Origin of the sequence: Mesorhizobium sp. C089B, assembly GCF_030323125.1 — a bacterium.
GTDB lineage: Bacteria > Pseudomonadota > Alphaproteobacteria > Rhizobiales > Rhizobiaceae > Mesorhizobium.
The window spans coordinates 1,698,262-1,719,694 of record NZ_CP100469.1 but is presented as its reverse complement, the minus strand read 5'-3'; the positions used below and the strand labels follow the sequence as shown (position 1 = coordinate 1,719,694).

General features: G+C 62.5%; 24 protein-coding genes, 3 tRNA genes and 1 pseudogene. 22 read left to right on the top strand and 6 right to left on the bottom strand.

Going from position 1 to position 21,433, the window contains the following annotated elements; all coding sequences use genetic code 11:
• Positions 1 to 68: 68 nt before the first annotated feature.
• A complete protein-coding gene (locus tag NLY44_RS08725; protein ID WP_023688404.1) occupies positions 69 to 485 on the bottom strand; it encodes a hypothetical protein in 417 nt (138 codons plus the stop codon).
• Positions 485 to 1,303: an HTH-type transcriptional regulator BhcR gene (gene bhcR, locus NLY44_RS08720; protein ID WP_023681470.1), complete on the bottom strand. Its 819-nt coding sequence runs from the start codon at positions 1,301 to 1,303 to the stop codon at positions 485 to 487. The genes NLY44_RS08725 and bhcR overlap by 1 nt, the downstream gene beginning before the upstream one ends.
• Before the next feature lie 203 nt (positions 1,304 to 1,506).
• Here bhcR and gcl point away from each other — a divergent pair, with 203 nt between their 5' ends.
• The 3 genes and pseudogenes from gcl to NLY44_RS08705 all read left to right on the top strand — a co-directional run bounded on the left by gcl (position 1,507) and on the right by NLY44_RS08705 (position 5,353).
• The gene (gcl, locus tag NLY44_RS08715) at positions 1,507 to 3,288 is read left to right on the top strand and encodes a glyoxylate carboligase (RefSeq protein WP_286456959.1); all 1,782 of its coding nucleotides are present in this window, start codon (positions 1,507 to 1,509) and stop codon (positions 3,286 to 3,288) included.
• Positions 3,289 to 3,456: 168 nt separating this feature from the next.
• Positions 3,457 to 4,252, top strand: a pseudogene (gene otnI / locus NLY44_RS08710) (2-oxo-tetronate isomerase).
• 156 nt (positions 4,253 to 4,408) lie between these two features.
• Entirely contained in the window at positions 4,409 to 5,353 is a 945-nt protein-coding gene (locus tag NLY44_RS08705; protein WP_156940995.1) for a 2-hydroxy-3-oxopropionate reductase, read from the top strand.
• Between the two features lie 66 nt (positions 5,354 to 5,419).
• Here NLY44_RS08705 and NLY44_RS08700 read toward each other — a convergent pair whose 3' ends face one another.
• Entirely contained in the window at positions 5,420 to 6,271 is an 852-nt protein-coding gene (locus NLY44_RS08700; RefSeq protein WP_023729785.1) for a TrmH family RNA methyltransferase, read from the bottom strand.
• On the opposite strand from NLY44_RS08700, the gene NLY44_RS08695 reads away from it, so the two are divergent.
• The 3 genes from NLY44_RS08695 (at position 6,264) to NLY44_RS08685 (ending at position 6,668) form a co-directional block, all read left to right on the top strand.
• Positions 6,264 to 6,503 (top strand): hypothetical protein, encoded by a 240-nt coding sequence (locus NLY44_RS08695; RefSeq protein ID WP_155929598.1) that lies wholly within the window; start codon positions 6,264 to 6,266, stop codon positions 6,501 to 6,503. The genes NLY44_RS08700 and NLY44_RS08695 overlap by 8 nt on opposite strands.
• A tRNA-Tyr gene (locus NLY44_RS08690) sits at positions 6,482 to 6,566 on the top strand. Before NLY44_RS08695 ends, NLY44_RS08690 begins: the two co-directional genes overlap by 22 nt.
• A gap of 28 nt (positions 6,567 to 6,594) precedes the next feature.
• Positions 6,595 to 6,668: transfer RNA gene (locus NLY44_RS08685), tRNA-Gly, on the top strand.
• Positions 6,669 to 6,684: 16 nt separating this feature from the next.
• Here NLY44_RS08685 and NLY44_RS08680 read toward each other — a convergent pair.
• The gene (locus NLY44_RS08680) at positions 6,685 to 7,074 is read right to left on the bottom strand and encodes a VOC family protein (protein ID WP_023805252.1); all 390 of its coding nucleotides are present in this window, start codon (positions 7,072 to 7,074) and stop codon (positions 6,685 to 6,687) included.
• Positions 7,075 to 7,287: 213 nt separating this feature from the next.
• Between NLY44_RS08680 and NLY44_RS08675 the strand changes: the two genes are divergently transcribed.
• Positions 7,288 to 8,175 carry a helix-turn-helix transcriptional regulator gene (locus tag NLY44_RS08675; protein WP_023805250.1) on the top strand — a complete coding sequence of 296 codons (888 nt, stop codon included), beginning with the start codon at positions 7,288 to 7,290 and terminating at the stop codon, positions 8,173 to 8,175.
• On the opposite strand, the gene NLY44_RS08670 is transcribed toward NLY44_RS08675, so the two are convergent.
• Positions 8,172 to 8,648, bottom strand: a complete 477-nt coding sequence (locus tag NLY44_RS08670) for a YidB family protein (RefSeq protein ID WP_023667447.1) — start codon at positions 8,646 to 8,648, stop codon at positions 8,172 to 8,174. The two genes, NLY44_RS08675 and NLY44_RS08670, sit on opposite strands and share 4 nt — an antisense overlap.
• 130 nt (positions 8,649 to 8,778) lie before the next feature.
• Here NLY44_RS08670 and NLY44_RS08665 point away from each other — a divergent pair, with 130 nt between their 5' ends.
• Positions 8,779 to 9,036, top strand: coding sequence for a GlsB/YeaQ/YmgE family stress response membrane protein (locus NLY44_RS08665; RefSeq protein ID WP_023688411.1), 258 nt, complete (start codon positions 8,779 to 8,781; stop codon positions 9,034 to 9,036).
• Positions 9,037 to 9,101: 65 nt separating this feature from the next.
• Here the strand turns inward: NLY44_RS08665 and NLY44_RS08660 are convergent, their stop codons facing one another.
• Positions 9,102 to 9,989, bottom strand: coding sequence for a DMT family transporter (locus NLY44_RS08660; protein WP_286456953.1), 888 nt, complete (start codon positions 9,987 to 9,989; stop codon positions 9,102 to 9,104).
• Positions 9,990 to 10,302: 313 nt separating this feature from the next.
• Between NLY44_RS08660 and tuf the strand changes: the two genes are divergently transcribed.
• The 14 genes from tuf (at position 10,303) to rplL (ending at position 21,399) form a co-directional block, all read left to right on the top strand.
• On the top strand, positions 10,303 to 11,478 hold the full coding sequence (tuf, locus tag NLY44_RS08655) for an elongation factor Tu (protein ID WP_023723394.1): 1,176 nt from the start codon (positions 10,303 to 10,305) through the stop codon (positions 11,476 to 11,478).
• A 282-nt stretch (positions 11,479 to 11,760) separates the two neighbouring features.
• Complete coding sequence (locus NLY44_RS08650; protein ID WP_348524408.1) at positions 11,761 to 13,260, top strand: COG3904 family protein; 1,500 nt, start codon at positions 11,761 to 11,763, stop codon at positions 13,258 to 13,260.
• A gap of 455 nt (positions 13,261 to 13,715) precedes the next feature.
• Positions 13,716 to 14,711, top strand: coding sequence for a COG3904 family protein (locus NLY44_RS08645; protein WP_286456950.1), 996 nt, complete (start codon positions 13,716 to 13,718; stop codon positions 14,709 to 14,711).
• Positions 14,708 to 15,280, top strand: coding sequence for a hypothetical protein (locus tag NLY44_RS08640; protein WP_286456948.1), 573 nt, complete (start codon positions 14,708 to 14,710; stop codon positions 15,278 to 15,280). The genes NLY44_RS08645 and NLY44_RS08640 overlap by 4 nt, the downstream gene beginning before the upstream one ends.
• A 91-nt stretch (positions 15,281 to 15,371) precedes the next feature.
• Positions 15,372 to 15,854, top strand: a complete 483-nt coding sequence (locus NLY44_RS08635) for a group II truncated hemoglobin (RefSeq protein ID WP_023667442.1) — start codon at positions 15,372 to 15,374, stop codon at positions 15,852 to 15,854.
• Positions 15,855 to 16,014: 160 nt separating this feature from the next.
• A tRNA-Trp gene (locus NLY44_RS08630) sits at positions 16,015 to 16,090 on the top strand.
• A 429-nt stretch (positions 16,091 to 16,519) separates the two neighbouring features.
• Positions 16,520 to 16,981 (top strand): Hsp20 family protein, encoded by a 462-nt coding sequence (locus NLY44_RS08625; RefSeq protein ID WP_023667441.1) that lies wholly within the window; start codon positions 16,520 to 16,522, stop codon positions 16,979 to 16,981.
• A 73-nt stretch (positions 16,982 to 17,054) separates the two neighbouring features.
• Positions 17,055 to 17,522, top strand: a complete 468-nt coding sequence (locus NLY44_RS08620; protein ID WP_023731757.1) for a hypothetical protein — start codon at positions 17,055 to 17,057, stop codon at positions 17,520 to 17,522.
• A 489-nt stretch (positions 17,523 to 18,011) separates the two neighbouring features.
• Positions 18,012 to 18,215 (top strand): preprotein translocase subunit SecE, encoded by a 204-nt coding sequence (secE, locus tag NLY44_RS08615; RefSeq protein WP_023667439.1) that lies wholly within the window; start codon positions 18,012 to 18,014, stop codon positions 18,213 to 18,215.
• A 27-nt stretch (positions 18,216 to 18,242) separates the two neighbouring features.
• Positions 18,243 to 18,770, top strand: a complete 528-nt coding sequence (nusG, locus tag NLY44_RS08610; protein WP_006333333.1) for a transcription termination/antitermination protein NusG — start codon at positions 18,243 to 18,245, stop codon at positions 18,768 to 18,770.
• Positions 18,771 to 18,942: 172 nt separating this feature from the next.
• On the top strand, positions 18,943 to 19,371 hold the full coding sequence (gene rplK / locus NLY44_RS08605) for a 50S ribosomal protein L11 (RefSeq protein ID WP_006333334.1): 429 nt from the start codon (positions 18,943 to 18,945) through the stop codon (positions 19,369 to 19,371).
• A gap of 4 nt (positions 19,372 to 19,375) precedes the next feature.
• Positions 19,376 to 20,074 carry a 50S ribosomal protein L1 gene (gene rplA / locus NLY44_RS08600; RefSeq protein WP_023667438.1) on the top strand — a complete coding sequence of 233 codons (699 nt, stop codon included), beginning with the start codon at positions 19,376 to 19,378 and terminating at the stop codon, positions 20,072 to 20,074.
• Positions 20,075 to 20,448: 374 nt separating this feature from the next.
• Entirely contained in the window at positions 20,449 to 20,967 is a 519-nt protein-coding gene (rplJ, locus tag NLY44_RS08595) for a 50S ribosomal protein L10 (RefSeq protein WP_023667437.1), read from the top strand.
• A 54-nt stretch (positions 20,968 to 21,021) separates the two neighbouring features.
• Positions 21,022 to 21,399 carry a 50S ribosomal protein L7/L12 gene (gene rplL, locus NLY44_RS08590; protein ID WP_023667436.1) on the top strand — a complete coding sequence of 126 codons (378 nt, stop codon included), beginning with the start codon at positions 21,022 to 21,024 and terminating at the stop codon, positions 21,397 to 21,399.
• Positions 21,400 to 21,433 lie beyond the last annotated feature (34 nt).

The window sequence follows — 21,433 nt, the reverse complement described above, 5'->3', positions numbered from 1 at the left end:
GCTCCCCACAAGAAGGAGGGGCTGTACGCAGCCCCTCTTTCCTACATTTGAGCGCGTGGCAGTGTCAGCTACGGTTTGGAGATCGGTAATCCGGCTGCATGGCAGGTGCCGACAACACCACCGCTCGCATTCAGCGATTGATCGCCCATGGCGATGAGTTCGAAGCTGCTTCCTTCATCCGGATAGATCTTGGCGGCGAACGGTTGGTCTGTTGTATGACCACCGGACGATGACTTCGCGGCGACATGGCCGCAGACCACGATTTCCCGGCGGCCGTTGAGCGTCCGCTCGCCGGCGCGCATCGTCCCGAATTTGGCGGATACAGGATCCTGCAAATGCTGGCGAATGCCGATCGTGATTGTCTCCTCCAAAGCGAGCGAGATCGGAATCTCGCTGACTTGCTGGGAGACAGGGGCGGGTTCGGGCGCCGTCGCCACGCATCCGCACAGTGAAGCGGCGAGCAAAAGCTGAAGCGTTCTCCGCATTATAATCGGAACCCGCCGATCATCCTCGTCACCTCAGCGGCGGCGTCGCGCACCAGCGGCCCGATCTCGTCCAGCCGCTCCATCGTCACCCGCACCGTCGGTCCGGAAACCGAGACACCGCCGATCGGCTCGCCGAACTCGTTGAAAATGGCGGCGGCCACGCAGCGCATGCCGGGATGCCGCTCCTCGTCGTCGACCGACCAGCCACGGTGCTTGATGACAGCCAGGTCATGGGCCAGCGCCGAAATGTCGGACAGCGTCTTGTCGGTGAAGCGCTGCAGGCCCGACTTGCGCAGGATGGCGGCGACGCGTTCCGGCTCGAGCTGCGCCAGCACCGCCTTGCCGATGCCCGAGGCATGGAAAGAGCTGCGCGTGCCCGGGCGGAAGAAGGCGCGGATCGCCTGATGGGTCTCGACCTGGCTGACGAAAACGACGCAATCGTCCTCGGCGACGCCGAGATTGGCGGTTTCACCGGTCTTCTCCATCAATTCCTGCATGACCACGCGGGCCCGGTCGACAAGCTTGCGGCGGCGCAGGAAGGCGGCACCCATGCGGTAGGTCTCGACGCCGATCGACCACAGCTGGTCCGATGTATCGAACTCGACCATGCCGTGGTTCTGCAGCGTCGTCAGCATGCGGTAGGCGGTGGACGCCGCGAGCTCGCTACGCGCCGAAATCTCGCTCAGCGACAGGCCACTGCCTTCAGCGACGATGGCCAGGATGCGCAAGGCCCGGTCCAGCGACTGTACAGAACCAGCCTCGGACGGACCGTTGAAAGCGCGCGGCCGGCCGCGCTGGCGTTTTTCGCTGGTTTCCATGGCGGCATTGTCGCCGGTTTCGCCGAAATCGCAATGAAAAACTTTTTCACAGATTCTGGTGCCCGGATTCATGAAAAACGGAAAAGCCAGCGAAATCAGTGGACAGGAGCCGTTTTCTAGAAATGAAAAATTATTCTGAAAAAATTGAAAAATGAAAACCATACTGGCATTGTCGGTCGACCAACAATTTGCGGAGGCTGGACATGGCCAGGATGCGCGCTGTAGATGCAGCGGTTCTCGTTCTCGAAAAGGAAGGCGTTTCCTGCGGCTTCGGCGTGCCGGGCGCGGCGATCAATCCGTTCTATTCGGCGCTGAAGGCGAGGGGCTCGATCCGCCACATCCTGGCGCGCCATGTCGAGGCGGCCTCGCATATGGCCGAGGGCTACACGAGAGCTAAATCAGGCAATATCGGGCTGTGCATCGGCACGTCGGGCCCGGCCGGCACCGACATGGTCACCGGGCTCTATTCGGCGGCGGCGGACTCCATCCCGATCCTGTGCATCACTGGTCAGGCGCCGCGGGCACGGCTCAACAAGGAGGATTTCCAGGCTGTCGATATCGCCGCCATAGCCGCACCCGTCGCCAAATGGGCGGTCACGGTCATGGAGCCCTATCTCGTGCCGATGGCGCTGCAGAAGGCATTTCACCTGATGCGCTCGTCGCGACCGGGCCCGGTGCTCATCGACCTGCCGGTCGACGTGCAATTGGCCGAGATCGAATTCGATATCGATGCCTATGAACCGCTGGTCCCGTTCAAGCCGGCAATGTCGCGCGCCCAGGCCGAAAAGGCCTTGGCGATGCTCAATGCCGCGGAAAAGCCGCTGATCGTCGCCGGCGGCGGCATCATCAACGCCGATGCGTCGGATCTGTTGATCGAATTTGCCGAGATAACGGGCGTGCCGGTCATCCCGACGCTAATGGGCTGGGGCGCGATCCCCGACGACCACCGGCTGATGGCCGGCATGTGCGGGCTGCAGACCTCGCATCGCTACGGCAATGCGACGATGTTGGAAGCCGATTTCGTCTTTGGCATCGGCAATCGCTGGGCCAACCGCCACACCGGTTCGGTCGATGTCTACACCAAGGGCAAGAAATTCATCCATGTCGACATCGAACCGACCCAGATCGGCCGGGTGTTCGCGCCGGATCTCGGCGTCGTCTCGGACGCCGGTGCGGCACTAAAGATGCTGCTCGACGTCGCCACCGAATGGAAGACGGCAGGAAAGCTGCGCGACTGGTCGGGCTGGGCGAAGGAATGCCAGACCCGCAAGAAGACGATGAAGCGCAAGACGCATTTCGAGCAGGTGCCGCTGAAGCCGCAGCGCGTCTATGAGGAGATGAACAAGTCGTTCGGCCGTGAAACCACCTACGTCACCACGATCGGCCTCTCGCAGATCGCCGGGGCGCAGTTCCTGCATGTCTACAAGCCGCGCAACTGGATCAATTGCGGCCAGGCCGGCCCGCTCGGCTGGACGCTGCCGGCAGCGCTTGGCGTGCGCGCCGCCGATCCGGATCGCACCATCGTGGCGCTGTCGGGCGACTACGACTTCCAGTTCATGATCGAGGAACTGGCGGCCGGCGCACAGCACAAACTGCCGTATATCCATGTCGTCGTGAACAATGCCTATCTCGGCCTGATCCGCCAGGCGCAGCGCGGTTTTGCGATGGATTTCGAGGTGAGCCTGGCCTTCGAGAACGTCAACCGCGCCAACGATCCGGAGGCCAGCTACGGCGTCGATCATGTCGCGGTCGCAGAAGCGATGGGCTGCAAGGCGGTCCGGGTGCGCAAACCGGAAGAGTTCGCCGGCGCGTTCAAGGAAGCGCAGCGGCTGATGAAGGAATACCAGGTGCCGGTGGTGCTCGAATTCATCCTCGAGCGCGTCACCAACATTTCCATGGGCACGGAAATCGACAAGATCACCGAATTCGAGGACCTTGCCGAAAGCCATGAGGATGCGCCAACGGCGATTGTGTTGCTCGATTAGGCGCGCCGATATTCAGGTGAGACAGGCCTGCAAACGGCGCCTTCCTGCGCTTCCGGTGCTCACGTACAGAAAGTACGTTCCGCTCCGGTTTTCGAAAGTCACCGTTTTCGACTCTGCCCGACCTGAATCTCAACACGCCTAGGGCCAAGCAGAAGAAGGAGAAAAAGAATGCCGCGTTTTTCAGCCAATCTGTCGATGCTCTTTGGCGAGCATGAGTTCCTCGATCGCTTCGATGCCGCAGCCCGCGCCGGCTTCAAGGGCGTCGAATATATCGGCCCCTATGATCATACGCCTGACGTGGTCGCGGCCCGGCTGAAGAAGAACGGCCTGACACAGGTGCTGTTCAACCTCCCGGCCGGCGACTGGGGCAACGGCGAGCGCGGCATCGCGGTTTTGCCCGACCGCGCGCCGGAATTCCGGCAAGGCATCGCCAAGGCGATCAGCTATGCCCATGCGCTCGGCTGCGAGCAGGTCAATTGCCTCGCCGGCATCGCGCCGCAGGGCGTGGATCGTTCGGTGCTGGAAAATACTTTAGCCGAGAACCTCGCGTTTGCAGCCGAGAAACTGGAGCAGGCCGGCATCCGGCTTTTGATCGAGCCGATCAACACGCGCGACATACCGGGTTTTTTCCTGAACTATTCGGAGCAGGCGCTGGCGCTGATCGAGCGCGTCGGTTCGAAGAACCTGTTCCTGCAATACGACATCTATCACATGCAGATCATGGAGGGGATCTCGCCCGTACCATCGAGGCCAACCTCGGCCGCATCGCGCATATCCAGCTTGCGGACAATCCCGGCCGTCACGAGCCGGGACGGGCGAGATCAATTATCCCTTCCTCTACGAGCATATCGACAGGATCGGCTATTCCGGCTGGGTCGGAGCGGAATACAAACCGAAGGCGGGGACGGAGGCTGGGCTGGGGTGGTTTCGGGAGCTTAACGGGCAGGGGAGTGCCGCGGCTTAGCTGTTACGATTGAAGTCGCGTTCCTTCGCGCCCCCTCTGGCCTGCCGGCCATCTCCCCCACAGGTGGGGAGATCGGACGTCATCCCGGCTTTCGCTCCCCAACATTGCAGGGTGAGCGAGGCGCCGAAACTGCCAATCTCCCCACAAGTGGGGGAGATGGCCGGCAGGCCAGAGGGGGCGCGAAGGAACTCAGCCTCAACAAAGGAGAAAACAATGGAAACCATCGGCTTCATCGGCCTTGGCATCATGGGCGCGCCGATGGCGGGGCATCTCCTGGATGCCGGCTACGCCGTCATTGCCAGCGACCACCGCTCGAAGCCGCCGGCCGATCTCGTCGCCAAGGGCTTGAGAAGCATCACCGGCCACGCGGCAGTGGCGAAGGCCGCGGATATCATCATCACCATGGTTCCCGACACCCCGCAGGTAGCCGAGGTGCTGTTCGGCGAGAACGGTGTCGCTTCCGGCCTGAGCAAGGGCAAGCTGGTCATCGACATGAGCTCGATCTCGCCGATCGAGACCAAGGTTTTCGCCAAGAAAATCAACGATCTCGGCTGCGACTATCTTGACGCGCCGGTGTCGGGCGGCGAGGTCGGCGCAAAGGCGGCGTCGCTGACCATGATGGTCGGCGGCGAGGACAAGGCGTTCGAGCGCGCCAAGCCCGTGTTCGAAAAGATGGGCAAGAACATCACGCTTGTCGGCCCGAACGGCGTCGGCCAGACCACCAAGGTTGCCAACCAGATCGTCGTGGCCCTGACCATCGAGGCGGTCGCCGAGGCGCTGGTCTTTGCCGCAAAAGCCGGCGCCGACCCCGCCAAGGTCCGGCAGGCGCTGATGGGCGGGCTGGCGGCATCGCGCATCCTCGAGGTGCATGGCGAGCGCATGATAAAGCGCACCTTCGCGCCGGGCTTCCGCATCGAACTGCACCAGAAGGATCTCAGCCTGGCGCTGGAAGGCGCCAAGGCGCTCGGAGTTTCGCTACCGAATACTTCGACCACGCAGCAGCTGTTCAACTCGTGCGCGGCGAATGGCGGGGCGAAAGAGGATCATTCGGCGCTGGTGCGGGCGCTGGAGCGGATGGCGGGGCATGAAGTGGGTGAATAGTGAATGGTGAATAGTGAATGGTGAATGGTGACGGTAAGAACGCTTTCCCATTCACTATTTCACCATTCACCCTCCAAGGAATTTCCGTGCCGCATAAAGGCTCACCGCCGCCGCATTCGACACGTTGAGCGAGCGGATGGCGCCGGGCATGTCAAGGCGGGCGAGCGTGGTCACCGTCTCGCGCGTCTTCTGGCGCAGGCCCTTGCCTTCGGCGCCAAGCACCAGCGCGATCTTCTCGCCTGAAAAACCCGTTTCGAGTTCGGCCGGCCCGTCCGAATCGAGGCCGATGGTCTGGAAGCCGGCTTCGTGCAGCTGTTCCAGCGCGTCGGCGAGGTTCTTCACCTCGATCTGGTCGATATGTTCCAGCGCGCCGGAGGCGGATTTGGCCAGCACGCCGGATTCCTGCGGGCTGTGGCGGGCCGTGGTGATCAGCGCACCGGCGCCGAAGGCGACCGCCGAGCGCAGGATGGCGCCGACATTGTGCGGGTCGGTGACCTGGTCGAGCACCAGCACCAGTTTGGTATCGCCGAGCGCGTCAAGGCGCTTGGGCTTCAGCGGCTCGGCCTCGATCAGCACGCCCTGGTGGACGGCGTCCGAACCGGTGATCTTGTCGATGTCCTTCGGCTCGACCAGTTCGGCCTTGAACGGCAAAGCGGCGAGGTCGGCGATCGCCAGCCGCTCGGCGGCATTGCGCGTCACCAACATCTTTCTGATCCGCCGGCGCGGATTGTCGAGCGCGGCGCGCACCGTGTGCAGGCCATAAAGCCGCACCAGCCCGTCGGCGGCGTTCTCGCCCGGCGGCACCGGCTGGCGCGGCCGGAAGGCAGGCGCGCCGCCGGCCTTCTCGTCGCGATGGGCGCGACGCAGCTTGGCGTAGTGGGTGTCTTTGGCGGTCTTGGGCGTGTTGTCATTGCTCATGGCCGGCTTCTATAGCCGCGTCGCCGGGCTGTGGATACAGGCAGAAAGCCGGCTTGCCGGGCAGGCTGTCAAATTCAGCGCATTTTGCCTTGCGGTGCGGTTGACACCCACTGGCCTTGCCGCCATAAGGCGCTTCGCTGATTTCGGACAAAACCCTGGTTTCGACCTGATCGGCGAGAATGCCTCGTTGCAAGGCTTCGACGGCAGGCTGGAGAGGTGCCCGAGTGGTTAAAGGGGACGGACTGTAAATCCGTTAGCTTAGCTTACGTTGGTTCGAATCCAACCCTCTCCACCACTGCCAGCCCGCGAACCTTGAGGACGATGCGGGTATAGCTCAGTGGTAGAGCAGCAGCCTTCCAAGCTGAATATGCGGGTTCGATTCCCGCTACCCGCTCCAAACTCCCCACTCCGCATCAGATCTCAGCGAATATCTCGACAACGTTGCCGTCCGGATCGCGGAAGAACACTGTTCTGTGGCCCCATTCCTGGTCGGTGAGCGGCAGGACCGGCTGCACGCCCTTGGCCTGAAGCGCCTCGGCGCAGGCAGCGAGCATCTCCGGCGCCACCCGGAATGCCAGTTGCAGCGACAGCGCATCCCGCTGCTGCGGCGTGTCGTTGAACATCATGCCGAGGCTGGTCAAGGCCAGCGTGTTCGGGCCGACCCGGTATTCGATCCACCTGTCGCCGAGTTCGCGCTGCAGATCAAATTCCATCACATCCCCGTAGAAGTGCCGCATGGCGGCCATGTCGCGGGCGAAGATGACGGTGTAGTCGATCTGACGGATCTGGTTGAGAGCATTCATTGTCGATGTCCTTGGGTCGATGCCCTTTGGGGCGATGTTGCGTTGTGGCCTCGATGGCCCGCGCCTGCCCGGACACGACACAGGGAAGGTGAGGGGAAATAGCTGGCGTCGGGCGAGGTGCATGGACGAGTTCTTTCAGGCGATCGCTCGCAACCTAGCTTTCCTTTAAAGGGGTACAAGACTACCGCTTATACTGGTATCAGAGGTGACAGCATGACCTATGACGGCCCACGGCACGACGAGCTTGCCCGCTTCCTGCGCGAGCGGCGGGACCGCTTGCCGCGGATCGATGGCGCCAATGGCCGCCGCCGGGCGCCGGGCCTCAGGCGCGAAGAGGTCGCCGCCCAGGCGGGGATCAGCACCACCTGGTACACCTGGCTCGAGCAGGGACGGGAGGTGAACGCGTCGCCGCAGGTGCTTCGCTCGCTGGCGCGGGTGCTGAGACTGAGCCGGTCGGAGCAGGCCTATCTCTTCCAATTGGCGCGGCCCGATCTCGATTGGCGAAACCGGCTCGGCGCGCAAGGCCTGCCCAGCGCGCCGTTGCTCAGCCTGCTCGACGGGCTGGCGCCGCACCCGGCATATGTCGTCAATCGCTACTGGCAGGTCGTCGCCTGTAACCATCCGGCGGCGGTGCTGCTCGGGGATTTCGAGACGGATGATGAGTGGTCCGGCAGCCTGCTCGCCCGGCTGTTTCTCGACCTGGAATGGCGGCAGCGCTTTGTCGACTGGCCGGAGGTTTTGCGCTCGGCGGCGGCGCAGTTCCGGCTTGCCACTGTCGCCATGACTCGCGATCCGGTGCTGGCTGCGCTGGTTTCGTCACTGGAAGCGGCAAGCGAAGCGTTCGCCACGTGCTGGAACAGCCGCGACATCGCCGAGCCACCGATCTGGCGGAAATCCATCCGGCACCCTGTCGCCGGCGCGATGTCGTTCGATTTCGCCACGCTGCAGCCGGGCGGCCGCGACAGTGATTTCTCGGTTTCCGTCTACACGCCGGTCGATGCGTCGACTGCCAGGCGGTTCGCGGCGCTGGTCGCAGCAACGCCCGACAGCCGCAAGGCGGTGCCGGGCGTGTTTGCGCGTGATGCAGGCGCAGAAGTCTAGCTGTTGAAGGCGGACGCGACCTGGTGTTGCTGCGGCACCTGTCCGTTCGGCGTCAGTCTGTCGACAATGCCGGGCAGGGCTGTGGACAATTGCTTGAGCAACTCCTGCTCGTCCAGTCCGGTCCTTTGCGCGATCTCTCGAATGACCTGCGGGCCGATCGCCTTGCCGAGATCATTGGCGTTGATCGGCTGGTTCTGTCCGGTGCCGACCCAGGAGTCAGCAACATTGCCTTGGCCGGCATTCTTGAGCTTGTCGAGCAGTCCGCCCAGTCCGCCAAGCAGGCCGCCGTCGCCTGAGGCCGTGGTTCCGGTGGGGGCTGGCGTTTGAGGCTGGGCGGGCTCGCCCGTCTCTTCGGCACTCGTCTGTTCGGCGCTTCTGCCGCTCAGCATCTTTCCCACCAGCAGCGCGCCGAGCGCGATCATCAGCGGTTTGGTGATGTTGCCGCCGGGCACGGCGTTGTCAAAAAGTCCCATAGGTCAATCCTCCATAACGACCAAGCCCGTCCCGCCGGCTACAATGGACCATGCGGGCGGAATTTCAAGTTGGCTTGAGCTTTTGACAATCATGTGACCATGATCGGCGGGCGGGGAATGGAGAGGAAAAATGGGCATTATCAGCTGGATCATCCTCGGCGTCATCGCCGGCTTTATCGGCAGCAAGATCGTCAACAAGACCGGCCAGGGCCTGATCATGGATATCGTGCTCGGCATTGTCGGCGCCATCGTCGGAGGGCTGATCTTCAGCGCCTTTGGCGCCACGGGTGTGACCGGCCTCAACATCTGGAGCCTGATCGTCGCCATCATCGGCGCGGTGGTCGTGCTGTGGGCCTATCACCAGTTCTCCGGCAAGCGAACGCTTTAGGCGCCAGTCTGCCGACTGGCCGACCGCAGGTCGGCCAAACCTGCTTCGACGCGTTGACTTGAAGGTCAGGCGACGACGGTCAGCCTGCGCTTGCGTTCATCAAGCGAGACGATGGTCAGCCCGCTCGCGACCACCAGCAGGATGCCGCAGACCGCCAGGGCATTCGGGAACTGGCCGAACACCAGAACGCCTGAGATGACCGCCCAGACGGTGAAGCAGTAGTAGAACGGCGCCACCACGCCGGTCGGACCGACGCGATAGGCCATGAAGATGAAGAAATGGCCGAAGATCAGGAAGAATCCGGCGCCGGCCATGAGCAGCAGGTGCCGGGCTTCCGGCATGACCCAGCGCTCGGAAACGAGATGCGCGGCGCCCGCGCCGATCAGCACCACCACAACGGCGGAAATGGCGACGATCATGCCCGGCACCTCGGCCGCGACCCGCCTGCCGGCAAGATCGCGCGCCGCCGCCAATGCCGCGTTGCCGAGCGCCAGCAACGCATAGACCGAGATGCCCTGCATGGTCGGCTGGGCCACCATAAGCGCACCGATGAAGCCGAGCCCGATCAGCGCCATGCGCACGCCGCCGATCCGTTCGCCGAACAGGATGGAGGAGCCGACCAGCATCAAAAGCGGGGTGATCTGCCCGAGCGCGGTCGAATCGGCGATCTGCATGTTGGCCAGCGCCACGACGTAGCAAAGGATGGCCGCCAGCTCGAGCAGGTTGCGGCGCAGCACGCGTTTGTCGAAGATCAAAGGGATCTGCCTGCGATAGCCCAGCAGGAACAGCAGCGGCATGCCCCATAGCGTGGCCGCGACCCCGCGCAGGAACAGCACTTCATAGGACGGCAATCCCGCTGTGGCGAGCTTCATCATCGTGTCGTTGACGAGGTACGACCCCGTCGAAACGATCATGAACAGCGGGCCGCGTATGGAGGTCGGTATGAATTGCATGGGGCAACCAAATCAGACCGCCGCCGCAGCGGCAATGGGCCAGGCGCCGGCTGCAAATCCGGCAGGCAAAGGCCAGGACATGGGCGGGACAGGACATGGGCGGGAATAGCAAACAGGTGCTGGAGCCCGCAGCCCCCATTTCATTTCCGCTCGCGCGTTCCTATATCAGCGCCACATCCCCGCAATCGGATCATCGGTTGAGACCGAGTGGACAGCGCACCCGGCCACAAGGCACTTGTGTTTTTCGGCCGTAGTCGCTAATCGCCCCGCATTCGACTGAACTGAAGGTCAAGGCCGTCCAAGGAAAGAGACTATGGCAAAAGGTAAATTCGAGCGTAACAAGCCTCATGTGAACATTGGCACGATTGGCCACGTCGATCATGGCAAGACGTCGCTGACGGCGGCGATCACGAAGTATTTTGGCGAATACAAGCGCTACGACCAGATCGATGCGGCGCCCGAAGAGAAGGCCCGCGGCATCACGATTTCGACGGCGCACGTCGAATACGAGACGGCAGCGCGCCACTACGCCCATGTCGACTGCCCCGGCCACGCCGACTATGTGAAGAACATGATCACGGGTGCTGCGCAGATGGACGGCGCGATCCTGGTGGTGTCGGCCGCCGACGGCCCGATGCCGCAGACCCGCGAGCACATCCTGCTTGCCCGTCAGGTCGGCGTGCCGTCGATCGTGGTGTTCCTGAACAAGGTCGACCAGGTCGACGACGCCGAGCTGCTCGAACTGGTCGAGCTCGAGGTTCGCGAGCTTCTGTCGAAGAACGAGTTCCCCGGCGACGACATTCCGATCGTCAAGGGTTCGGCGCTGGCTGCTCTGGAAGATTCCAACAAGACCATCGGCGAAGATGCGATCCGCGAGTTGATGGCTGCGGTCGATGCCTATATCCCGACGCCGGTTCGTCCGCTGGACAAGCCGTTCCTGATGCCGATCGAAGACGTGTTCTCGATCTCGGGCCGTGGCACGGTCGTGACCGGCCGCGTCGAGCGCGGCATCGTCAAGGTCGGCGAGGAACTGGAAATCATCGGCATCCGTCCGACGACCAAGACGACCTGCACGGGCGTCGAGATGTTCCGCAAGCTGCTCGATCAGGGCCAGGCCGGCGACAACATCGGCGCGCTGCTGCGCGGCGTTGATCGTGAAGGCGTCGAGCGCGGCCAGGTTCTGGCCAAGCCCGGTACGGTGAAGCCGCACAAGAAGTTCGTGGCCGAAGCCTACATCCTGACCAAGGACGAAGGTGGCCGTCACACGCCGTTCTTCACCAACTACCGTCCGCAGTTCTACTTCCGCACGACCGACGTGACCGGCATCGTGTCGCTGCCGGAAGGCACGGAAATGGTTATGCCCGGCGACAACATCACGGTCGATGTCGAGCTGATCGTGCCGATCGCCATGGAAGAGAAGCTGCGCTTCGCCATCCGTGAAGGCGGCCGCACCGTCGGTGCCGGCATCGTCGTCACCATCAAAGAGTAATCGAGCCCGGCATCGCCGGATCGAAACGGATAGGGGCGGCCCTCGGGCCGCCCTTTTTCGTTGGCTAGATGTGCCTATTTGGGGTCCCAATCTCTGTTGCAAGTCTGTGAGCCTCTACAGTATAGATTGCGTTGAGGGCTTGGTCGGATGGTTCCACAGCACCGTTTGCATAGTCGGCCATGGTTGGCACTGGGGCTGATCTGCCTGGTGTCGATGCTTGCCGTGGGCAGCGCCGCCTTCGCGGCCGAGACAAAAAATTCAGAGCCGGATCCGGATCCGCCGATGCGGTTCGTCGTCGTGCGCAGCGGCGCGGCGGGCTGTGAGCCGACCTGTCCGGAATGGATATCGGCCGAGGGTGCCATATCGGCCAAGTCGCCGGCGCTGCTCAAGGCTGCCCTGAAAACGCTCGGCGGCCGCAAATTGCCGATCGTCATCAACTCTCCGGGCGGCGATGTCGATGCGGCCATCGCCATGGGCCGGATGATACGCAAGAACAAGCTCGACATCGCGGTCGGCAGGACCTGGTTCGTCGGCTGCGAGCCGGGGATGAAAAACTGCAAGGAGAACGACGCCAGAGGCGCGCACTATATCGGCAGCCCCTATGTGCTCGGCAGCTATTGCGCGTCCGCTTGTCCAATGATGCTGGCCGGCGGCACCAGGCGCCTGGTCGGGCCGCTGGCCTATCTCGGCGTCCACCAGATCACGACCACGATCGTGCAGATGAACGTGCAATATCAGGTCCGCTACCGGATCGTGAAAGGCAAGAAGCGGGTCATCAGCAAGAAGGTCGTCAGCCGCAAGAACACCGGCAGCTACAAGACCTACGAGATGAGCAAGGGGGTGGAGCGCAAGCTGTCCGCCTATTTCAAGGAGATGGGTGTCGACCTCAGCATCATCGAGACGATGAAGAGCACGCCGGCCAGCGACATCCAGCAGATCGACCTCAGCGACATGCTGACAATGAAGCTGGTCACCAGCGACGACGCTGCAGATTTGCTGACCAGCGCAAGCCTGTGCAGGCTGAACCTTCCGGCTCCGAATTGCCGGGAAATACCGGCGAACAAGCCAGCCGGCGGCCTGCCGGACGTGGCAAAGGCTGCGCCGCTGCCGGTGAAGCCGGAGAGCGCGCCGCACGATGACGGCATGCGCTTTGTCGTGGTTCGCGGCAGCAACCCGCTCTGCAATCCCGACTGCCCGGAATGGATTGCAGCGCAAGGCGCGATTACGCCCCAGACGCCGCAGAAACTCAGCCAATTGCTCGCCACGCTTGGCAACCGGCGGCTGCCGGTGGTGATCAGCTCGCGAGGCGGCGACCTCTCCGGCGCCCTGGCGGCGGGCCGGATCATCCATGAAAAGAAGCTCGACGTTGCCGTTGCCCGCACCGATTTCGTCGGCTGCGACCCGGCAGAGTGGAATTGCCTGGCCAGGGAAGGCGCCTATGCCGGGCTGAGCGTCGATGGCGACGGCGACTGCGATTCGGCCTGCGCGCTCATGCTGGCCGGTGGCGCCAGGCGGCTTGTCGGTACCCAGGCGCGGCTCAGCCTCTATCTGATGGGGCAGAAGCAGGCGGTCAAGTCCTACCTCGACGAGATGGCGATCAGCCCCGCTTTGTTCAGGGCGCTCCAGGGCAGTTCGGTCGAGCGCCAGCTCGAACCCGACATGATGCTGAAGGTTGGCCTGACGACCGGGCGCCAGTCGGTGGATGCGCTGACGGGTTCCAGCATCTGCAGATCGGCGCCGAAACCTGAGAATTGCCGCGTGGTGCCGTCGTCCAATGGCTGATCGCGCCTATCGTCATGGAAGAGAAGCCTTGCTTCGCCTTCCGTGAAGGCGGCCGCACCGTCGTGCCGGCGTCGTCATCACCATCGAGAAATAGTCGAGCCGGCGTCAGCCGGATCGACCAGGAGAGGGCGGTCTTTGGGGCTGCCTTTTGTTTCCGGCGTTGCGCGGCACAAGTATTGCACGGTTGGTTCAAAGCTATTGCAAGCACCGTCGCCGCAACTATTATGGATTGCATTGAGGGGTTTGCCGGGCGTGGTTTGGGGACACCGTTCAGGCAATGCTGCAAGGTGGCGGCGCGGGCTGGTTCGGCTGGCGACGGTGGCCGCGATGGCGATGGCTGCCTTCGCCGCGAAGGCCGAGGATGCCGCCCCGGGACATGGCAGACATTGCTCCCTCTGCAGGGAGTGCCCTATCCGACGAATGATCCGACGATATGGTCCGAGGATCGCTCGGAGATGAAGTTTGTCGTCGCGCGCAGCAACGCACCGGGCTGCGAGCCCAATTGTCCGGAGTGGATCTCCGCCGAAGGCGACATCGCAGCCGGGACGCCAGCCCTGCTCAAGCGCACCTTGAAGAAGCTTGGCAGCCACAAACTGCCCATCATCGTCAATTCCTTCGGTGGCAATGTCGAAGCCGCGCTCCAGCTTGGCCGGATAATCCGCAAAAACAAGCTCGATATCGCCATCGGCAAGACCGAGTTTCCCGATTGTTGGCCCGGGACAGAGGGTTGTGGCGCCGACTACGGCAAGGGCACGGCTTTTTTCGGCAGAGCGTCTGACGGTGCCAGCTGCAATTCCGCCTGTCCGCTAATGTTTGCCGGAGGCGTCCGCCGCGTCGCCGGCGGCTGGAACTATCTGGGTGTTCATCAGATCACCACCACCTGGTTCCCCTCCACAACGCACTACCGGACCACCTATCGCGTCAAACGGGGCAAAAAATATCGGGTCACCACGCAAACCGTCACTCCCGGTGAAAGCTACAAGACCTATGAGATGAGCAAGGGGTACGCGAGAAAGATCTCGGCCTATCTCCGAGAGATGGGTATCGGGCAGGGCGTGCTGGACTTGATGAAGGCGACGCCGGCCAGCGACATCAGGCAGATCGGCCTCCACGATATGCTGACGATGAAACTGGCCACCAGCACGGACACTCTGGACCTGTTTACCAGAGCAAGTTTGTGCATGTTCGACCCGCCGGCTCCGAACTGCCGGGAAATACCGGGAAACAAGCCAGCCGGCGGACAAACGCCCGTGGCCAAGCCGGCCGTGGTGGCTGCGATCAAGGCAAAGACCGGCCCCCACTTTCTCAGGCGGCCAAGGCTCCAGCTCCCAAGCCGTTGCAGGCAGCGCCAGGGAATTCGACGCCAGATATGCGCTTCGTTGTCGTTCGCGGCAGAGACTCGCTCTGCAATCCCGATTGCCCGGAATGGATCTCGGCGGAAGGCGCGATGACGCCTCAGACCCCGCAAAAGTTGCGCCAGTTGCTCGACACCCTTGGCAACCGGCGGCTGCCGGTGGTGATCAGCTCACAGGGGGGCAGCCTGTTCAGCGCTCTGGCCGCGGGAAGGCTTATCCATGAACGGAAGCTCGACGTCGCCGTCGCTCGCACCACTATCGTCGGCTGCGACCCGCCCGAGGCAGGCTGCTTGGCCGATAACGGTGCCTATGTCGGGCTGATTAGCGATTTTGGAGTGGAGTGCGATTCGGCCTGCGCGCTCATGCTTGCCGCCGGCGCCAAAAGGCTGGTCGATCCCAAGGCGAGGCTCAGCATGTCCTCGAGGGGACAGACGCAGTTGGTTAAAGCCTACCTGGAGGAGATGGAGATGGACCCAGCTCTGTTCGCCGCGATAGGCTCGGTCGAGCGTCAGCTCGAGCCCGACATGATGCTCAAAGTCGGGCTGACAACCGGGCCGGAGTCGGTGGAGGCGCTAACTGGCCCCGCTATTTGCAAAACCTCACCCAAGCCCGACAACTGTTTGTTTCCGCCGACAGCCAAGGCCGAGTCGCCCGCCAAACTGTAGGCATCGCAGAAACTGGCCATCGAGCCAGGTTGAGCCATGCCCGATTTCTCCGCTATCGTCGTGGCAGGCGTCGCCCGGGGGAGGATCGAGAATGAGCCAGGATATCCCGACACTCTACGAATGGGCCGGCGGCATCGAAGCCCTCAACCGGCTGACGGAAACCTTTTACGACAAGGTGTCGCGCGACCCGGTGGTCGGCCCGGTGTTCAAACACATGTCGCCGGATCATCCCGCGCATGTCGCGGCCTTCATCGGCGAGGTTTTTGGCGGACCCAAGACCTACAGCGAACAGCATGGCGGCCATCGCGAGATGGTCATGCATCACTTGGGCAAGCATCTGACGGAGGAACAGCGCCGCCGCTGGATCAGCTTGCTTGCCGATGCCGCCGATGCGGTCGGGCTGCCGGACGATCCCGAATTCCGTTCCGCCTTCATGGGCTATGTCGAATGGGGGTCACGGCTTGCCAAGATGAATTCCACCCTCGGCGAGACCTGCGACCCGCAGACCGAACCGATGCCGGCCTGGGGCTGGGGCGTACCGGGCGGGCCGTACAAGCCGCCGGCCGGGGATTGAGCGCCGGCATGCGGCTTCAGGCAGGCGAAAAATCGAGATCGGCAGGGACGGGCTGGTCATCACCTATTCGGATTTCCGGCAAAGGATCTGAAAGCGCGTCAGACAACTCTTTACAGCGCGCCCGGAAGCTTTTAGGAAGCGCCTGCGCTGAAACGCGCGTACGGGCATAGCTCAGTTGGTAGAGCGGCGGTCTCCAAAACCGCAGGTCGTAGGTTCGAGCCCTGCTGCCCGTGCCATTTTCCTCGTTGGAATCCGGCATTTTAGAAACGCCTTGTTTTGGCTCCTCGTTTGGTTGGGCTGAAGCCGCGTACTCGACGAGCGACGTTCCGAAGGCATGCGCAGAGCGAGAGCGCTGACGCGCAATGCCGAAGTCGGCGTATTTCCACGAACCGATTTCCTTGATTCAACTGCCATTGGCGAGCCAATTGCCATTTGCGTTCACAATTCAGAATAGGCCTATTTTGCTGCCGCCGGCTGCTTTTCAGCGGCTGCGAATTATTGGAAGCGGGATGCTGGCCTGGCTACTGGAATTTTTTTGAACAGGGCTCTTGAACCGGTTTTCAGCCCTTCCTAATTCGTTTCCCGCCGAGGCCGATTGGCTTGGCAAAAGGCGGCGCTGCTGGGCGGCGCCCTTGTACCCATGTTGCTTCAAGGAGGATGTGGCTATGAGAACCTTTGACTCTCTCTATCGCAGCACCGTCGGTTTTGACCGTCTTTTCGACATGCCCGACAATGGTACGCGGCCCGACTGGCCACCCTATAACATCGAGAAGGTCGACGAGAACGATTACCGTATCTCGATGGCCATCGCGGGCTTCAGCCAGGATGAGGTTGAGCTGACCCAGCATGGACCCGAACTGGTCGTGGCAGGCCAGAAGGCTGATGACCAGAGCGGACGCCAGCTGCTGCACCAGGGCATCGCCTACCGCAGTTTCAGGCAGACGTTCAAGCTTGCCGACCACATGAAGATCAAGGCAGCAAACCTTGAGAACGGTCTCCTGACCATCGACATCGTCCGTGAGATTCCCGAAGAGCTGAAGCCGCGCCGCATTAGCATCGGGGCCGGCGACGCCCAGGTGGGCAAGCAGATCGCCCAGGATACGGAACGCACCCGCAAAGCGGCCTGATCGTATCGATTCAGTTATCCCGGCGGTCCGCCTCCCGGCTTCGGCCGGGAGGCCCAGATTGCGGAGAATGGAGATGGACAACTTCTACGAGACACCGACACTTTCTGCGGCACGCTCGGGCAAAATTGAAACTTCTTTGTGCCTGCTCGACAATCCAGACAACGTCATCAACCATCCACGCCTCAGCAGTGGAGAAAAGCGGGCACTGCTTTCCTCGTGGGCGTCCGATGCCTGCGCGGTGGAAAACCAGCCTGCCTTGCGCCGCCTGGACAACGGCACGGTAATCCCTGTCGACCAGATTCTGAGTGCGTTGAAGGCTCTGGATGAGAAACCCACGCTGGGGAAAGAGACTTCAGGCCGGGTGCTGCCTTGGCGACCCTCCTCGCGCCGCAGCGTTCTCAAGGCTTGGCGGCGTCGGGGCCGTTCTTTCGGCCCCGACGATGACGACGACCCGCCCCCGTGCCCGGCAGTGATCGCGCCGCGCCCACGCCCACCATGCGGAATCGGCGCAGTGGCCGGGGTCGAACTCGCCTGTGCCTAACTAACCCTGGGTTGATCCAGCTGCCTCGGCATGGGCAGCTGGATTCCAATCTTGCGTGCGCTTCATTTGGTTTCCAAAACAGCAGGTCGCAGGTTCGTCCGCAACGCCATTTCCTCGAACTTGTAATCGCGTGCCTGATTTCCGGATCCACCTCCTGGAATTGGGGTCCGGCATTGAAAAAGGGCAGGTGGCTTGCCATATTGGGCGAACTGAGGCATAAGGCCTCGATAGCCGGGACGGGACGACTGGATGGTTCCGAGGCGGCGTTTGGTCATAAAGCGGACACTTGCCACTTGCGTGGATCAAGAATCGGTTTTATGTAGACACAACAGACACGCGACGCGTGGAGCTGGGAAGCCGGCTTTACGCGTCCGATTTGCATGGGCGAAATGGCGCTGATTCGGCGTCGACTTGAACCCAGGCGGCACGTCCCGGCCAGCGGGATCATCCAGGAGACCCGGCCAACGGGTCTTGAAGACAGAGCGGCATATGGCTTCGAAAACCACAAATCCTTTCGTCTTTCTCCAGCAGGTCCGCGCGGAAACTGCCAAGGTGACTTGGCCGTCGCGCCGGGAGACGATGATCTCGACGGTGATGGTGCTCGTATTCGCGGTCATCGCGATGATCTTTTTCTTCACCGCCGACGTGGCCATGGGCTACGCGATCGAGCGGTTACTGAGCCTCGGCCATTAAGTCCGGCGATTACGGAGAAGTCTTGAAATGACCGCGCGCTGGTACATCGTCCACGCCTATTCGAACTTCGAAAAGAAGGTCGCCGAGGACATTGAGAACAAGGCCAAGCAGAAGGGCCTGTCCGCCGATATCGAGCAGATCGTGGTGCCGACCGAGAAGGTCGTCGAAATCCGCCGCGGCCGCAAGGTCGATGCCGAGCGCAAGTTCTTTCCGGGCTATGTGCTGCTCAAGGCCAATCTGACCGATGCGGTGTTCTCGCTGGTCAAGAACACGCCGAAGGTCACCGGCTTCCTCGGTGACTCCAAGCCGGTGCCGATCACCGAAGCCGAGGCGCAGCGCATCCTGAACCAGGTTCAGGAAGGCGTCGAGCGGCCGAAGCCCTCGGTCACTTTCGAGATCGGCGAGGCGATCCGCGTTTCGGATGGTCCGTTCGCCTCGTTCAACGGTTTCGTCCAGGAAGTGGACGAGGAGCGGGCGCGGCTCAAGGTGGAAGTTTCGATCTTCGGGCGCGCCGTGCCGGTCGATCTGGAATTCGGACAGGTCGAAAAGGGCTGATCCGAAAACCCTGCGCCGGTTCGCCGGCAAGGGGAGGCGGCGCGGAAAGCGCGCGGCCATGAACGGGTGGGAGGCGAATGCGGCTTTAGCCGGCCGCGCGGACCGCACCACCAGACTGCAACCGCCGGTGTTCCCGATACTGGGGCCGGCATGAGATAAAGGCAGGAAAGAGATGGCTAAGAAAATTGCAGGCCAGCTCAAGCTCCAGGTCAAAGCGGGATCGGCTACGCCGTCTCCGCCGATCGGCCCGGCACTTGGTCAGCGCGGCATCAACATCATGGAATTCTGCAAGGCGTTCAACGCGCAGACCCAGGAAATGGAAAAGGGATCGCCGATCCCGGTCGTCATCACCTATTACCAGGACAAGTCCTTCACCTTCGTCATGAAGACGCCGCCGGTGAGCTACTTCCTGAAAAAGGCGGCGAACTTGACTTCGGGTTCGAAAGAGCCGGGCAAGATCAAGGCCGGCACGATCGGTCGCGACAAGGTGCGCGCCATCGCCGAACAGAAGATGAAGGATCTGAACGCAAACGACGTCGAGGCGGCCATGCGCATGGTCGAGGGCTCCGCCCGCTCGATGGGTCTGGAAGTGGTGGGCTGAGATCATGGCAAAGATTGCAAAGCGTGTATCGAAGTCCCGCGACGGCATCGACCCCAACAAGGCCTATGCCCTTGGTGAGGCGCTGAAGCTGCTCAAGGACCGTTCGACGGTGAAGTTCGACGAGACCATCGAAGTTGCGATGAACCTCGGCGTCGACCCGCGCCATGCCGACCAGATGGTCCGCGGCGTGGTCAACCTGCCGAACGGCACCGGCCGCTCTGTCCGCGTCGCCGTGTTCGCACGTGGCGGCAAGGCCGATGAGGCTCGCGCCGCCGGCGCCGACATCGTCGGTGCCGAGGATCTGGTCGACATCGTCCAGAAGGGCACGATCGACTTCGATCGCTGCATCGCCACGCCGGACATGATGCCGCTGGTCGGCCGTCTGGGCAAGGTGCTGGGCCCGCGCGGCATGATGCCGAACCCGAAGGTCGGCACCGTCACCACCGACGTCGCCGCCGCCGTCAAGGCATCGAAGGGCGGCGCTGTCGAGTTCCGCGTCGAGAAGGCCGGCATCGTTCATGCCGGCGTCGGCAAGGTCTCGTTCGACGTCAAGGCGCTGGAAGAAAACGTCCGCGCCTTCGCCGATGCCGTGACCAAGGCAAAGCCGGCTGGCGCCAAGGGCAACTACGTCAAGAAGGTGTCGGTCACCTCGACGATGGGCCCGGGCCTCAAGCTCGACGTCTCGACGCTCGCAGCGTCTTGATACGAACATCTGGATCGGCTGCCAAGGCGCTGATCCGCAAGTGAATTCCGGGCCTCCGACTTGTCGGCGGCCCGGTACCGGAAGTCGAGAGGCTTCCGGACATCCTGTCCGAGATTGCAGGCGGCCCAGAAGCCTTAATTGAACTAGGCCTGCATGAGACGGGTGAAAACCGGACAACGGAGCGACAAGCTCCAATGAAAGGTTCGAACCGTGTTTGCCTTTTGTCTGCGCATCTCCGGCTTGCCGTCGATGTGGCGAAAGGGGGCAGGATCCTCGAGCGTCGTTCGGGAGATCTGTAATGGATGGCCCGGCCGGCAAAAAGGCAACCCGACGCCTGTCCCACTAGCGGGGCAGGGGTCAACTGGAGATAGGCAGTGGACAGAGCGGAAAAACGCGAACTCGTCACGGGCCTGAATGGTGCCTTTGCAGGCGCTGGTTCAGTCGTCGTGGCCCACTACGCCGGTATCACCGTCGCGCAAATGAACGACCTTCGGTCGAAAATGCGCGCTGCCGGTGGCACCGTCAAAGTCGCGAAGAACCGTCTCGCCAAAATCGCTCTTCAGGGCACGGACTCCGCATCGATCATCGACCTGTTCAAGGGACAGACGCTGATCGCTTATTCGGAGGATCCGATTGCGGCGCCGAAGGTCGCGTCCGATTTCGCCAAGGGAAATGACAAGTTGGTCATTCTCGGCGGCGCAATGGGCACCACCTCGCTCAACGCCGACGGTGTGAAGGCACTCGCCACACTTCCGTCGCTCGATGAGTTGCGCGCCAGGCTGGTTGGCATGATCGCCACGCCGGCAACCCGGATCGCCCAGATCGTCAATGCGCCAGCGGCTTCGGTCGCGCGCGTCATCGGCGCTTACGCCCGGAAGGACGAGGCGGCATGAGGCCGTTCCTCGCTATCACAAACACACGTTCGAACCTGATGAAGGAATACAACAATGGCTGATCTGGCAAAGATCGTAGACGACCTTTCGAAGCTGACCGTCCTCGAGGCGGCCGAGCTGTCGAAGCTTCTGGAAGAAAAGTGGGGCGTTTCGGCTGCTGCTCCGGTGGCGGTTGCCGCTGCCGGCGGCGCTGCCGCTGCTGCTGCTCCGGCTGAGGAAAAGACGGAATTCGACGTCGTCCTCACTGAGGCAGGCGCTCAGAAGATCAACGTCATCAAGGAAGTCCGCGCCATCACCGGCCTGGGCCTCAAGGAAGCCAAGGATCTGGTCGAAGCAGCTCCGAAGCCGGTCAAGGAAGCCGTTTCCAAGGCTGACGCTGAGAAGTTCAAGGCCCAGCTGGAAGCAGCCGGCGCCAAGGTCGACCTGAAGTAAGCGTAAAAGCGGCGGGCGGCCTCGCGCCGTCCGC

Coding starts and splice junctions, on each gene's coding strand:
- NLY44_RS08725 (WP_023688404.1), bottom strand. CDS start 485: ATGCGGAGAACGCTTCAGCTTTTGCTCGCCGCTTCACTGTGCGGATGC.
- bhcR (WP_023681470.1), bottom strand. CDS start 1,303: ATGGAAACCAGCGAAAAACGCCAGCGCGGCCGGCCGCGCGCTTTCAAC.
- gcl (WP_286456959.1), top strand. CDS start 1,507: ATGGCCAGGATGCGCGCTGTAGATGCAGCGGTTCTCGTTCTCGAAAAG.
- NLY44_RS08705 (WP_156940995.1), top strand. CDS start 4,409: ATGGCCGGCAGGCCAGAGGGGGCGCGAAGGAACTCAGCCTCAACAAAG.
- NLY44_RS08700 (WP_023729785.1), bottom strand. CDS start 6,271: ATGAGCAATGACAACACGCCCAAGACCGCCAAAGACACCCACTACGCC.
- NLY44_RS08680 (WP_023805252.1), bottom strand. CDS start 7,074: ATGAATGCTCTCAACCAGATCCGTCAGATCGACTACACCGTCATCTTC.
- NLY44_RS08675 (WP_023805250.1), top strand. CDS start 7,288: ATGACCTATGACGGCCCACGGCACGACGAGCTTGCCCGCTTCCTGCGC.
- NLY44_RS08670 (WP_023667447.1), bottom strand. CDS start 8,648: ATGGGACTTTTTGACAACGCCGTGCCCGGCGGCAACATCACCAAACCG.
- NLY44_RS08665 (WP_023688411.1), top strand. CDS start 8,779: ATGGGCATTATCAGCTGGATCATCCTCGGCGTCATCGCCGGCTTTATC.
- NLY44_RS08660 (WP_286456953.1), bottom strand. CDS start 9,989: ATGCAATTCATACCGACCTCCATACGCGGCCCGCTGTTCATGATCGTT.
- tuf (WP_023723394.1), top strand. CDS start 10,303: ATGGCAAAAGGTAAATTCGAGCGTAACAAGCCTCATGTGAACATTGGC.
- NLY44_RS08650 (WP_348524408.1), top strand. CDS start 11,761: ATGCGGTTCGTCGTCGTGCGCAGCGGCGCGGCGGGCTGTGAGCCGACC.
- NLY44_RS08645 (WP_286456950.1), top strand. CDS start 13,716: ATGAAGTTTGTCGTCGCGCGCAGCAACGCACCGGGCTGCGAGCCCAAT.
- NLY44_RS08640 (WP_286456948.1), top strand. CDS start 14,708: ATGACGCCTCAGACCCCGCAAAAGTTGCGCCAGTTGCTCGACACCCTT.
- NLY44_RS08635 (WP_023667442.1), top strand. CDS start 15,372: ATGAGCCAGGATATCCCGACACTCTACGAATGGGCCGGCGGCATCGAA.
- NLY44_RS08625 (WP_023667441.1), top strand. CDS start 16,520: ATGAGAACCTTTGACTCTCTCTATCGCAGCACCGTCGGTTTTGACCGT.
- NLY44_RS08620 (WP_023731757.1), top strand. CDS start 17,055: ATGGACAACTTCTACGAGACACCGACACTTTCTGCGGCACGCTCGGGC.
- secE (WP_023667439.1), top strand. CDS start 18,012: ATGGCTTCGAAAACCACAAATCCTTTCGTCTTTCTCCAGCAGGTCCGC.
- nusG (WP_006333333.1), top strand. CDS start 18,243: ATGACCGCGCGCTGGTACATCGTCCACGCCTATTCGAACTTCGAAAAG.
- rplK (WP_006333334.1), top strand. CDS start 18,943: ATGGCTAAGAAAATTGCAGGCCAGCTCAAGCTCCAGGTCAAAGCGGGA.
- rplA (WP_023667438.1), top strand. CDS start 19,376: ATGGCAAAGATTGCAAAGCGTGTATCGAAGTCCCGCGACGGCATCGAC.
- rplL (WP_023667436.1), top strand. CDS start 21,022: ATGGCTGATCTGGCAAAGATCGTAGACGACCTTTCGAAGCTGACCGTC.